Origin of the sequence: Nostoc sp. (genome assembly GCF_036917465.1) — a bacterium.
Taxonomy (GTDB): domain Bacteria; phylum Cyanobacteriota; class Cyanobacteriia; order Cyanobacteriales; family Nostocaceae; genus Nostoc.
In genome coordinates, this window is record NZ_JBALDL010000062.1 from 17,735 (window position 1) to 30,032 (window position 12,298).

The window sequence follows — 12,298 nt, forward strand, 5'->3', positions numbered from 1 at the left end:
CCGAAAATGATTACAATTTAGCTGCTGGGCGTTATAAGCCACAGGTAACTGAGGGTGTTTCTAATGATGATCCAGTGGAGTTGATTCAAGAAGTGTTGGAAATTGAGCGAGAAATTGCCTCTGGGTTAGAAAAGCTGCTGCATGATGTGGAGGCAATTTCATGAAGTGGCTGAGTGTTCCTCTAAAAGTAGTTGCCCCGCCTAAAGTATCGCGTCAAGAATTTGAGTCAAAACAAATAGTCTGGCATCTAACGCTTGATCAAATCGAAAGTCAAACAGGCAAAATCATTAACAAACAATTGAGTCCCGCTTCAGATGCTGGTAGCTCTACATTTCTATTTGATAATGGTAATGTTCTTTATTCAAAACTACGTCCATATCTTAATAAAGTTATTCATCCACAAGAATCAGGTATAGCAACCACTGAGCTAATCCCATTACGTCCTCTAAAAAACATACTTAATGAGGATTATCTTACTTACTACCTTCGTTCAAACATTTTTCTGAGTTTTGTAAAGCAATACACGACCGGGGCGAGAATGCCTCGTGTCATTATGGATAAATTTTGGGAGCATTACATCCCACTTCCCACAGTTTCTGAACAACACCGCATAGTCGAAATTTTAGATCAAGCTAATGCACTAGGAAGAATGCGGGCTGAGGCTGATGCAAAAGCCGATCGCATTTTGCCTGCGCTATTCATCAAAATGTTTGGCGATCCGGCAACAAATCCGATGGGGTGGGATATTTTATTAGTAGAAAAATTATTTTCGAGAGAACGCCCAGGTACTAAATGCGGCCCCTTCGGAAGCGCACTTAAAAAATATGAATATGTTGATAAGGGTATACCCGTTTGGGGAATTGACAATATAAAGCCAAATCAGTTTGTGGAATCAGGTTCACTATTTATAACTCCAACTAAATATGAAGAACTTAAAAGTTATTCAGTAGAACCTGGAGATATTATAATTTCCCGTGCAGGAACTGTTGGACGTATGTGTGTAGCCCGACCACAACAGTCACATTCCATTATTAGCACAAATTTAATTCGTCTTACTTTAGATAAAAAAGGTATTTTTCCTGAATATTTTACATCTCTTGTTTCATACTTCCCATCATCAGTTAATCAATTGCGTGCAAGTGGTGACGATGGAGCTTATTCGTTTATGAACACTACCATTTTAAAGTCATTGAAAATTCCATTGCCACCATTCGAGCTTCAAAATGAATATACCCTTCGTATGGCAGAAATAAGAAGATTGGATGCAAAGCAGATTGAATCTCAAACTAAATTAAATAATCTTTTTCAATGCTTACTCTATCGTGCTTTTACTGGTGAACTCACAGCCAAATGGCGGGAAGCACACATCAAAGAACTGCTTGCAGAAATGGAAGAACAAGCAAAAGCACTCAAGTTGAAGGATAACAAAGATTCTCAGCAGCTTTCTCTATTGTGACAATACTGGCTCAGTAATATTTATATGTCTAAAAAAATTCTCTTAGTAACAGTTGGAAAATCTCCCGCCCCTATTGTTAAAGCAATTCAGCATATACAACCGGATCAGGTTGTATTTTTATGTAGCGAAAACTTCCAATCCCAAATCATAGGCGAAGGGCTTCCTTGTGAAATTATTCACGGAAATAGTGTTAAAAGATACCCCAATATTCCTAAGCTAGTGGAATTAGGCGATCGCTTTCAGCCAGAGCGCGATTTAAAGATTATTCAAAACCCGCATGACTTAACTACCAAGCTAATTGTCCATGCTGCTGGATTTGGGAGTGATATCCAAGAAGAGATTGAACGGCTAAGAGGTGATTTTGAAGCTGCGGATATTGACCTGAATTCTGATAGTGTTCTACCCGAAGTTGAACAACTGGTTTCCATATGCTAGATACTTGATTACAGATCAGATAGGAGTTTTAATCGAACGTGGATTTGATTTGCTGTGGACTAATCAACAGATGAGAGACAATGGGCTGAATCCCAGTAACGATGATCGTCCTATTCGGGATGTAACTATTTCTCGGATTTCAGAACCTAATAAAATCGAGACAGCAGTACGCAGATTGCCGGATTTGCAAGAATTATGATATCAATTTCATTGATAAATATCTAGGTACTATGAGCCTAAATGGTTGATTAATTCTTCCACCGCTAAATTCTTTGTATCTTCAGGTAGATAATCAAAGACTTTTTTTAAAAGTTCTGGAGACGCATTTTGAGCAAACCAGTCTTCACTAGGATTTTCTTGAATATTCAAAAAATATTTTAACCGTTCTTCTATAGTGTCTTTATCTGATTTATCTAATTGTCCAATTCTATCTAACCAATCTGCTGATGAGTCTTTGAAGCAATTAGCATCAACAGTACATATTTGATGAACTAAAGCGTAAGAATTTTTATCAAGACCATTTCTAATGGTGGAGTTAATTGGATATGTGGTTGGTAAACCGTTAAATGTTCCTTGTGAAGTCAGGGGAATAACGGAAAACGTTGCTATATATCTAGATTCATCTTGAAATTGATCGCTTGTCCAGATGATATAAGGATGTATCCCTCTGAAAACCCTACTTGAATTAATATTCTCAGTGCAAGTTTGACATTCTACTTCACCTGGCTCATCTAAATTATAAATATGGACATGACCCTGTTTGCAACGAAGAGATACCCTATAGGGATTTATGGAATAGATCCAACCTTGTCTAGGTCTTTGTCCAGCCACTTTATAATCCTAATTCACTGACTAATTTTTCTCTTTCTGCTTGTAAGTTAAGTTTAACTTTCTCTTCTGGACGATGGGTATTTTTTGCTTCCATCATTGGAGCAGTGCTATATACATACTCTAGTAGCTGATTCAGTTTATCTGGGCCAGCCCACTCTCTCCGAATATTATCCAGCACGAACTTAAGACTGAGAGGTATTTGCAAATCATCTACCTCAGCAGCTTCATTGACAGGTCTAATGTATGTTGTATTTTCCTGAGATTCTTGAATAATCTCTTTTCCATTCATTTGATTTAAAGCAGCATCTATACCCTCATTCCAAGGGCCAAATTGATAATAACACCAATCTAGATCAGTCAGTTGCTTCCCCGTCCACTTAACAGAGTAAAGATCAGCTAAATACAAAAATTTGATTAACTGTGTTTTTGTAATATACCCTTTTGTCGCGTAGACAAAATATTTTATGAGTTTTTCCAACATAACCCTTCTCTCTGCTGACAATCATAAAATACTTGTATGAACTAACATATATAGATGGATACAGGTATTTAAAAGTATTTTTATTCAAAGCTTTATAAAGAGTTTTAATAAGTTTAGATCGCTTAATTATAGTTGTTTTGCTCCAACTCCTGACACTTTTTTTGCTTACTAGCTAGCTGTAAATAGTTTATATGTACTAGTATATAGTATGGAATTGATATGAATAAACAATTCTTGACTAAAATTTAATGTGTTGTTATCTGATGGGCGTGTCGTGTTTGGCTGAATAACGTTTTGCCACTTTACCATTTCCGTGAACGGCAGAAAGCGCCTTTGATACCAATCGTCAACCCACAACGCCGAAATTTTGAATCTAGCCCTACACTTTGGACATTCTGACAGCAAGCTTTATTTGTGGCGATCGCACCTTTACAAGAACCATCAAACACTTGTTTCCCGTTTGGTGTGGTTTTCTCACAGAGACCACCACTAAGCATCTCATGTATTGCTGTAAGCTGATTGGTTCAGCAGGGACTAGGAAGACAAATTCATGGAGCCAAACCTCTGCTATTCAATTTTGCAGCAATATTCACAGTGCCACAGGCATTGGCGCAAAACCCAGATAGACGCAAACTAGAAGCAGATCGCCTGATTCCCCAAAGAAAACAGCGTAGGCACAGCCGGTCGTAGACATCGCTGTTTCTAAACATCTACAACCGTAGGAAAAATCCGGCTCAAGTCTAATAAGACATCTTCAAATCCAGGAATCGCCACTGACTGATGGGGCAAAGATATCTGCTTACTGAGATAATTAAATTCACCTTGAGAATTTTGATACGGTTGGCTGTAACGCTCAAGTTGGCGAAAATTTAAGTTGACAATCCAATAATTAGAAATTCCGGCTTCTGCATAGATTTCTAACTTTTTTGTTTGGTCGTAATCTAGGGTTGAGTCCGAAATTTCAATCACTAAAGAAATATCTTCAGGATAAGGATGATGGGCGAGATAATCTTCATCTTTACCGCGTGCGATCGCCACATCTGGTTCAGGTTCGCTTTGATTGGGCAAAGTAATCGGATCTTGTCCACGAATCACGGCGCGATCGCCCAACAATCGATCTAATTGGCGACATAAGATAGAACCACAGACTGTATGAGGTGTACCTTTAGCTACCATTTGAATTAGTTCTCCACGAATCAACTCGATGCGATCGCTCTCCTGTAGAAATTCCAGTTCAATCAGCCGATGATATTCGTCAATAGTAAATCGCTTTGGTGTGACAATGTTCATGAGACATCACCGATTTAACTGTAATATAGCAATCCTATTTGATTTATAAACTACTTGCTGAATTTTGCATATCCTCCCACCAACGAGAGATATATGTTGGTAAATTTCCCGATCCTGTATAAAAACTCCTAACTCTAAATCCCAGCTATGCGCGATCGCAAACTTAGTTTAACCGCATTGATCACTCTCATCTTGACTGTTTCACAACCCATTGCAAATTTGCCTCTACTATTCCAAGCGTCGCAGGTATTGGCGCAAACACCAGCAGACCGTAAAGCAGAAGCAGACCGATTGTCGCAGCAAGGTTATGAGCAATCTCAGACCAGTCAATTTGAAGCGGCGTTACAGTCTTGGCAAAAAGCGCTGATCATCTATCGAGAAATCAAAGACCGAAAAGGCGAGGGACAATCTCTGGGCAATCTGGGACTTGCTTACTATGTGCTGGGAGACTACACCAAAGCCATTGAGTACCTACAGGAAACTTTGGCGATCGCCCGTGAAATCAAAGACCGTAATGGCGAGGGTAATGCTCTGGGCAATCTGGGACTTGCTTACAAAAACCTGGGAGACTACAGCAAAGCCATTGATTACCTACAGGAAACTTTGGCGATCGCCCGTGAAATCAAAGACCGTAATGGCGAGGGGACTGCTCTGGGCAATCTGGGACTTGCTTACCAAGCCCTGGGAGACTACAGCAAAGCCATTGATTACCACCAGCAGAGATTGGCGATCGCACGTGAAATCAAAGACCGTAATGGCGAGGGTAATGCTCTGGGCAATCTGGGAATTGCTTACCAAGCCCTGGGAGACTACAGCAAAGCCATTGATTACCACCAGCAGAGATTGGCGATCGCACGTGAAATCAAAGACCGAAAAGGCGAGGGCGCTGCACTGGGCAATCTGGGACTTGCTTACAAAAACCTGGGAGACTACAGCAAGGCCGTTGATTACCAGCAGCAGAGATTAGCGATCGCACGTGAAATCAAAGACCGAAAAGGCGAGGCACAATCTCTGGGCAATCTGGGACTTGCTTACCAAGCCCTGGGAGACTACAGCAAGGCCATTGATTACCAGCAGCAGAGTTTGGCGATCGCCCGTGAAATCAAAGACCGAAAAGGCGAGGGCGCTGCACTGGGCAATCTGGGAATTGCTTACAAAAACCTGGGAGACTACAGCAAAGCCATTGAATACCACCAGCAGAGTTTAGCGATCGCCCGAGAAATTAAAGACCGTAATGGCGAGGGTCATGCACTGGGCAATCTAGGAATTACTTACCAAGCCCTGGGAGACTACAGCAAAGCCATTGATTACCTACAGCAAACTTTGGCGATCGCCCGTGAAATCAAAGACCGTAATGGCGAGGGTCAATCTTTGGGTAATCTGGGAATTGCTTACCGTTCCCTGGGAGACTATAGCAAAGCCATTGAATACTACCAGCAGAGTTTGGCGATCGTCCGTGAAATCAAAGACCGTAATGGCGAGGGGACTGCACTGGGCAATCTGGGAGTTGCTTACCAAGCCTTGGGAGACTACGACAAGGCGATTGAGTATCAGCAGCAGAGTTTGGCGATCGCCCGAGAAATTAAAGACCTTAGTGGGGAAGGAGCAAGTTTGAATAATTTGGGAGTGACTTTCTACAAATCTGGCAATCTTGCAGAAGCAGAAAAAACCCTCCGCGCTGGAATTGAGGTATGGGAATCTCTCAGGGGACAGTTGGGTAAAAATGATAGCTACAAAGTCTCAATTTTTGAGGAACAAGCTCGTAGTTACCGCATATTACAAAAAGTCCTAATTGCTCAGAATAAAACCAAAGAAGCGTTAGAAATTTCTGAACGGGGGCGTTCTAGGGCGTTTGTGGAATTATTGACTTCGCGGTTGTCTAGCAAAAGTGCAGGTCAAACCTCAGAACCTCCTGTTGATAAACCTACAATAACTCTGCTGCAACAAATCGCCAAACAGCATTCATCCACTCTTGTTGAATATTCAATTATTGGTCATGACTTTAAGATTCAGGGTAAACAAGAAAATCATGAATCAGAACTCTACATTTGGGTAATCAAACCCACAGGTGAAGTTACTTTCCGCAAAGCTGATCTCAAAAACCTTCACCAGAAAGATAATATCAAACTGATAGACCTTCTTGTCTCTCGTAGCCGTCAAGCTATAGGTGTGAGAAGTCCCAGTATTGAAATGGTTCTCACACCTAACTCAGCCGAAGCAGAAACCCGATTAAAACAACTTCATCAACTGTTAATCAAACCGATCGCAGATTTATTACCCATAAAAGAGAGTGATAAAGTCATCTTCATTCCGCAAAGTTCCTTATTCCTAGTTCCCTTCCCAGCCTTGCAAGATGAAAACGGCAAATACTTGATTGAACAACACACTATCCTCACTTCACCTTCAATTCAAGTTTTGGATCTGACACACCAGCAAAAGAAACGTCTTGGAAACTCCCGATTAATCACATCTTTCCAAAAACAGGATGCGGTAGTTGTTGGTAATCCAACTATGCCCAAAGTTGCGCCTGCAATTGGGGAACCACCACAACAATTACGTGCCTTACCTGGTGCTGAAGAAGAAGCAAATGCGATCGCACCGATTTTGAAAACTCAAGCTATCACGGGTGATAAAGCAACGAAATCAGCTATTTTACAACTTTTACCCAAAGCCCGAATCATTCATTTAGCAACTCATGGCTTACTTGATGATATCCTAGGCTTACGAAGTGCGATCGCTCTTGCACCATCAGATAAAGATAATGGCTTACTGACTGCTGAGGAAATTTTTGCTCGTGTGAAATTGAAAGCAGAATTAGTTGTTTTAAGTGCTTGCGATACTGGAAGAGGAAGAATTACAGGTGATGGCATTATTGGACTTTCCCGTTCCCTGATTAGTGCTGGTACTCCCAGTGTCATCGTTTCTTTATGGTCTGTTCCTGATGCACCGACTGCTGAGTTGATGACTGAGTTTTATCAAAATCTACAGGAAAATCCTGATAAAGCTATGGCACTACGAAACGCGATGCTGGCAACTATGAAACAACATCCTGACCCGAAAAATTGGGCTGCATTTACCCTTATTGGTGAGTCAGATTGATGTTTTGTAAATAAACTTTAAGTACTAATGGCTATTGTTGCAGACTTTCTATTTGCTGCTTGAGAAAATTGGCACGTCTACTATCACCTAGTAAAGTGTATCCATCCTTGGCTTGAGAATACCAACTTATAGCCTGCTTGTTATCATCTGTTGCAGCATAGACTTCCCCCAAAGCGAATTGGGCTAATATCTTCTCTTCTAAATCTTCATCACTTTTGGCAAGTTTGATTGCTGCCAAATAGTTGTCTACTGCTTTTTGGGCTAATCCAGTTTGCCAGTAAATATCTCCCAACGAGCGATAAATTATTGTTGATTGCTTACCTTGCTTTACTAAAGTTTCTAATATTGCGATCGCATCAGCACTCAAGTTATAGCTTTTGAAGGTATCAGCAGTCAGACCATAGGCTTGAATTACATCTTGCGGTAAAGTGTAGCGGCTGTAAAGATTTGCCAGCATGAGAGCCTTTACTTGCTCATTTAATCCTGACTTAGTTATTTTAGTTACTTCCGATTGGATAGCTGCCACCTCAGATTTACGTAGCACTCTAAAATCTAGGTTAGATGTTCCTTCGTCCTGAGATGTTTTGCCAGTATTGGCTTTAATAACTATCGAGTAATTTGTTCCTGGTTGTAATGGAGGTAATCCAGGATAAACTAAAGAATTGTTTTTAACCTGCTTTTGCCACACTACTCCTGTGGGACTGAGCAAAGTTAGCGTATATTGCGTAGCTTTAGGTACGGCGTTCCAACCAAAAGTAGGAGTACTGCTTAACAGTAAGGTATGGCGAGGGGTAATTAAGTAGGGAATTAAGGGATTATTACCGCCTAGAGTCCCAGCAGGTGGAGGTGCTTTAGAGATGATTGCTTGCCAAATAGGACAGATTGTTTTTAAACCTGATGGCACTCCTATAGGAACAAATGGTTTGGAGAGATTAGGACAAACTACTCTCACCCTGACACCCTTATCAGGCTTGATCTGATCTCCCTGATTTAATTCTGTCCCAACAGGAACAGGTCGAAAATTTGACCAGTCGGGGCGCTTGAGAAATATTCTGCCTGTTGTAGAGTCAATTCTGCCTGAATAGACAACTGCTTGTGGCTGACCTTGGGCAATGCTTGTGGCGGACAAAGCCAACGCTGGCTTTACCATCCCTAATACTACTGCTTCTAATACCAACATTTTGCAAGTTAGATTAAAGCCAATCATTTCTTATTCTCCTGTTCTGCTAAACGTTTCTGAGCAGTAATGACCCAACCATCGTCATCAGTACTAGATGCAATATCGGCATATTGGTTGCAAGTTTCCCATTCTTTTAAAGCGCCTTTTTTATCCTTTTGCGCTTCCATTACTTGTGCTAATAGACAGTGAGGGGCAGCAATATTCTTTGTTAATTTGGTGGATTGTTGCAAGTCAATTGCTTCTAGTAGTTTTGCTTCTGCATCCGGGTAATGGCTTTGCATTAGCCTTGCCCAACCTAGATTTTTTAGTAAAGCGTGTTTAGTCTCTGTACTAGGCTTTAGCTTTTGTTCACCAGCCAAGGCTTTTAATAACAAAGCAACGGCAGCAGGATAGTTTTTGTTGAGGATGTAAAGACGAGATAGATTATTGATAGCATCGGGAATATTATCTTGTACCGCAATCTGGTACTCTGTACGGGCAATATCCAATTTTTGCAGTTCTTCGTAAAGTAACCCTAAGCGAAAATGAGCTAAGGTATCATCAGGATTGAGTTTGATTGCTCGTTGATAATTCTCTTCAGCACTTCCCCAGTCACCTTCTTGGTAGTTGTTGAAGCCCCATTGACTATATTGGGTAGCAATTTGTGGTAAGGATAGCCGTAAACCTACTAAACCAAATACTAAGAGTAGTGAAAAACCTGCACTAATTTCATGCCAAAATCGCTCTGGTATTTTCCTGCTTTTCAGAATGCTTTTGTAGGCTTCCTGTCCCGCTAGGGTAAGTGCGCCTCCAGCAGTAAGCAAGGTCAAAATACTTTGTGTACTAACTGCCAGTGCGCCTAGTGTATCAGGGCCACCTGTAAGGAATCGAGAGGAAATGTCTCCGACTAAACCAAGAGAGATAGTCAGGGAGGAGACAGAAACAGCACTCCAAAACCAATCAAGCCCATCCCAAAATTTATCTGACTTGTGTTCAGGTTGCAATGACCACCACCAAGCTTCTTTGGGAGGGTTAAAGCTGGTTTGCCAGTCAGCAGTTTCGCAGATGGTGGCGATCGCACCCGCATTTTCTTTTAGTATTTTATCTAGTTGGGCGATCGCAGCTAAACTCTCCCCAGAAGTCTGCGTAGTATCTGCCAGCGCTGCTTGTACTTCATCTCTTGCTGTGAAAACTTCTAAAACTTGCGTGAGTTTAAGTTGCTGTTTTGCTTCTGCTGGTTGGGTTGGTTTAGCAGTATCTGTAGAAGTATCAAGAATTGTCTTAAGTTCTTCAATCGCTGTTTGATAACGTTTGATTGCCTGTTGTAGGCGAGAATCAGTCATAAGCAGATAAAAATAGAGATTTTCTTTTATTTTGCTTCACCAATAAGGGTAAATGCTGCCCAATCTTTGGGATTTGGGTGAGTTTTCATTGTGGTTAGCATTGCTTGACGTAAAGCTTGAGCTTTGTCGAGTTTGCGCTCCAGCCAGTTGCGGTAAAACTCTGTCATCAATTCAGCAGTAGGTGCATCGGGTACTGACCACAAAGAGACGATAACACTGGGTACACCTGCTGTAATCAGCGAACGGGATAAGCCTATCACGCCATCTCCAGTAATCCTTCCCCTTCCTGTGTCACAAGCACTCAGGACAACTAACTCGGCATTGAGTTTTAAATCTAAAATTTCATTAGCAGTCAGTAAGCCATCGTTAGGTTCACCATTACCAGAGGGAGCAAGAGCGATCGCTCCTGGTACACCCAATCCTTTAAAATCATCTAATAATCCATGAGTTGCTAAATGAATAATCTTTGCTTGGGCTAAAAGTGGCAAGATAGCAGATTTCTTGGCTTTATTACCTGTAATAGCTTCAGTTTTCAAAATCGGTGCGATCGCTTTTGCTTCCTCCCCAGCAGCAGGTAAAGGAGTCAATTGCTGGGCTTGTTTTTCATTTCTTGCAAGAACCTTCGGCATAATGGGATTACCCACAACTACAGCATCTTGTTTCGTAATTATTTGGGTGTTTCCAAGACGTTGTTTTTGCTGACGTGTCAGATCCAAAAGTTGAATCGAAGGTGAAGTCAGGATAGTATATTTTTCTATCAAATATTTGCCGTTTCTATCTTGCAAAGCAGGAAAGGGAACGAGGAATAAAGAACTTTGTGGAATGAAAACTATCTTATCACTTTCTTTTGTCTGGAGAAGGTCGGCGATGGGGTCAATCAGTAACTTATAAAGTTGCTGTAATCGCTTTTTTTGCAATGTTTCATCTGCTTCAGTGGCTTCTATCACAATGCTGGGGTCACGCCCTCTCACACCTATAGCTTCACGAGTAAGAGATACAATATCTATCAGATTTATTTTGTCTTTCTGCCATAAGGGTTTGAGGTCGGATTGGCGAAGTGTAACTTCACCAGTGGGTTTGATGACCCAGATATAGAGTTGCGATTCACGCCATTCTTGCTTTCCTTCAATCTTGAATGCTTCTTCAATTATCGAGTATTCAACAAGAGTAGCATTTTGTTCTTTAGCAATTTGTTTAAGCTGGTTGATACTAGGTTTTGGTTGAATCTGCGTTTTTTGTTTTTCAGCTAATAACTCTACAAATGCACGAGCGCGACCACGTTCGGAAATTTCTAAAGCATCTTCGCGCTGATTTTGAGCTATGTATGCTTGTTGTAAATGTTGGTATAGACTTCTTTGCGTGTCGATAATTGAGATTTTATCAGCATCGTCTAATCCCGGTCGTAGAAGTTCCTGAGCATCAATCGCTGCGCGTAGATATTCTATAGATTTTGTGAGTTTATTTGTTTTCAGGAGAACATAACCAATATTGGCGAGAGTATTTACTTCCCCTGGTTTATCACTAACTTGTTTATGAATTGCCAAAGCTTGTTGGTAATATTTCAAAGCTTCAGGATATTCTCCTAAGCTGTAGTAAATTGAACCAATATTGTTAATTAAGGTTCCTTCCCCGAATTTTGCTTCGATCTGTTTGTGAACCAATACAGCTTTTTGCATTAATTCTAAAGCTTTGGGGTATTCTCCCAAGCTGTAGTGAACTAAACCCATATTATTGAGAGTGGCAAATTCTCCTAATTTATCCTCGATCTGTTTGCGAATTTCTAAACCTTGTCGTAGAAATTCCAAGGCTTTAGAGTAGTCTCTCAATTTGCGATAAATGTCTCCAATATTGTTGAGAACATTTCCTTCCCCTACTTTATAAGAGATTTGTTTAAAAATCTCTCTAGCTTGTTGGTTGAATTCCAAGGCTTTGCTGTACTGCCCCAAGTTTTCGTAAACTGCTCCAAAATTAAGAAGAGTGGCCCCTTCCCCTTCTTTATAAGAGATTTGTTTAAAAATCTTTCTAGCTTGTTGTAGGGATGCTAATGCTCTAGGGTATTCTCCTAATTTGCGGTAAGCTTCTCCAATATTGTTGAAAGTAGTCCCTTTTTCGAATGGCACTAAGAAAAGCCGAAACCCTTGCGGTTTAAGCAGTTTGCAATTGTAGACGTAATTCATGCCGGGGTTTGGTCATCAAGGGGTAAA

Annotated in this window: 12 protein-coding genes; 5 read left to right on the top strand and 7 right to left on the bottom strand. The window is 40.9% G+C overall.

Annotated elements, in window-relative coordinates; genetic code table 11:
* Window positions 1-160 precede the first annotated feature (160 nt).
* Genes V7K38_RS13940 through V7K38_RS13950 form a run of 3 tightly spaced genes read left to right on the top strand, consistent with a single transcriptional unit; the run spans window position 161 to window position 2,090 of the window.
* A complete protein-coding gene (locus tag V7K38_RS13940; protein ID WP_334858589.1) occupies window positions 161-1,456 on the top strand; it encodes a restriction endonuclease subunit S in 1,296 nt (431 codons plus the stop codon).
* Window positions 1,457-1,480: 24 nt separating this feature from the next.
* The gene (locus V7K38_RS13945; protein ID WP_334858590.1) at window positions 1,481-1,891 is read left to right on the top strand and encodes a hypothetical protein; all 411 of its coding nucleotides are present in this window, start codon (window positions 1,481-1,483) and stop codon (window positions 1,889-1,891) included.
* A gap of 4 nt (window positions 1,892-1,895) precedes the next feature.
* A complete protein-coding gene (locus V7K38_RS13950; RefSeq protein WP_334858592.1) occupies window positions 1,896-2,090 on the top strand; it encodes a hypothetical protein in 195 nt (64 codons plus the stop codon).
* A gap of 29 nt (window positions 2,091-2,119) precedes the next feature.
* Here V7K38_RS13950 and V7K38_RS13955 read toward each other — a convergent pair whose 3' ends face one another.
* The 3 genes from V7K38_RS13955 to V7K38_RS13965 all read right to left on the bottom strand — a co-directional run bounded on the left by V7K38_RS13955 (window position 2,120) and on the right by V7K38_RS13965 (window position 3,700).
* Window positions 2,120-2,722, bottom strand: a complete 603-nt coding sequence (locus V7K38_RS13955) for a type II toxin-antitoxin system PemK/MazF family toxin (protein ID WP_334858594.1) — start codon at window positions 2,720-2,722, stop codon at window positions 2,120-2,122.
* A 1-nt stretch (window position 2,723) separates the two neighbouring features.
* On the bottom strand, window positions 2,724-3,128 hold the full coding sequence (locus V7K38_RS13960) for a type II toxin-antitoxin system antitoxin SocA domain-containing protein (RefSeq protein WP_334858596.1): 405 nt from the start codon (window positions 3,126-3,128) through the stop codon (window positions 2,724-2,726).
* A 377-nt stretch (window positions 3,129-3,505) separates the two neighbouring features.
* A complete protein-coding gene (locus tag V7K38_RS13965) occupies window positions 3,506-3,700 on the bottom strand; it encodes a hypothetical protein (protein WP_196528864.1) in 195 nt (64 codons plus the stop codon).
* A gap of 22 nt (window positions 3,701-3,722) precedes the next feature.
* Between V7K38_RS13965 and V7K38_RS13970 the strand changes: the two genes are divergently transcribed.
* Complete coding sequence (locus tag V7K38_RS13970; RefSeq protein WP_334858597.1) at window positions 3,723-3,893, top strand: hypothetical protein; 171 nt, start codon at window positions 3,723-3,725, stop codon at window positions 3,891-3,893.
* A 12-nt stretch (window positions 3,894-3,905) separates the two neighbouring features.
* Here the strand turns inward: V7K38_RS13970 and V7K38_RS13975 are convergent, their stop codons facing one another.
* Window positions 3,906-4,493 (bottom strand): Uma2 family endonuclease, encoded by a 588-nt coding sequence (locus tag V7K38_RS13975; protein ID WP_334858598.1) that lies wholly within the window; start codon window positions 4,491-4,493, stop codon window positions 3,906-3,908.
* A 147-nt stretch (window positions 4,494-4,640) separates the two neighbouring features.
* Here V7K38_RS13975 and V7K38_RS13980 point away from each other — a divergent pair, with 147 nt between their 5' ends.
* A complete protein-coding gene (locus V7K38_RS13980) occupies window positions 4,641-7,592 on the top strand; it encodes a CHAT domain-containing protein (RefSeq protein ID WP_334858600.1) in 2,952 nt (983 codons plus the stop codon).
* Window positions 7,593-7,623: 31 nt separating this feature from the next.
* Here V7K38_RS13980 and V7K38_RS13985 read toward each other — a convergent pair whose 3' ends face one another.
* Genes V7K38_RS13985 through V7K38_RS13995 form a run of 3 tightly spaced genes read right to left on the bottom strand, consistent with a single transcriptional unit; the run spans window position 7,624 to window position 12,214 of the window.
* Complete coding sequence (locus V7K38_RS13985) at window positions 7,624-8,799, bottom strand: tetratricopeptide repeat protein (protein ID WP_334858602.1); 1,176 nt, start codon at window positions 8,797-8,799, stop codon at window positions 7,624-7,626.
* On the bottom strand, window positions 8,796-10,094 hold the full coding sequence (locus V7K38_RS13990; RefSeq protein WP_334858604.1) for a tetratricopeptide repeat protein: 1,299 nt from the start codon (window positions 10,092-10,094) through the stop codon (window positions 8,796-8,798). The genes V7K38_RS13985 and V7K38_RS13990 overlap by 4 nt, the downstream gene beginning before the upstream one ends.
* Before the next feature lie 26 nt (window positions 10,095-10,120).
* Window positions 10,121-12,214: a CHAT domain-containing protein gene (locus V7K38_RS13995; protein WP_334858606.1), complete on the bottom strand. Its 2,094-nt coding sequence runs from the start codon at window positions 12,212-12,214 to the stop codon at window positions 10,121-10,123.
* Window positions 12,215-12,298: the final 84 nt, after the last annotated feature.

Excerpts from the sequence above, each read along its gene's own strand:
- V7K38_RS13940 (WP_334858589.1), top strand. The coding sequence starts at position 161 with ATGAAGTGGCTGAGTGTTCCTCTAAAAGTAGTTGCCCCGCCTAAAGTA.
- V7K38_RS13945 (WP_334858590.1), top strand. The coding sequence starts at position 1,481 with ATGTCTAAAAAAATTCTCTTAGTAACAGTTGGAAAATCTCCCGCCCCT.
- V7K38_RS13965 (WP_196528864.1), bottom strand. The coding sequence starts at position 3,700 with ATGCTTAGTGGTGGTCTCTGTGAGAAAACCACACCAAACGGGAAACAA.
- V7K38_RS13975 (WP_334858598.1), bottom strand. The coding sequence starts at position 4,493 with ATGAACATTGTCACACCAAAGCGATTTACTATTGACGAATATCATCGG.
- V7K38_RS13980 (WP_334858600.1), top strand. The coding sequence starts at position 4,641 with ATGCGCGATCGCAAACTTAGTTTAACCGCATTGATCACTCTCATCTTG.
- V7K38_RS13985 (WP_334858602.1), bottom strand. The coding sequence starts at position 8,799 with ATGATTGGCTTTAATCTAACTTGCAAAATGTTGGTATTAGAAGCAGTA.
- V7K38_RS13990 (WP_334858604.1), bottom strand. The coding sequence starts at position 10,094 with ATGACTGATTCTCGCCTACAACAGGCAATCAAACGTTATCAAACAGCG.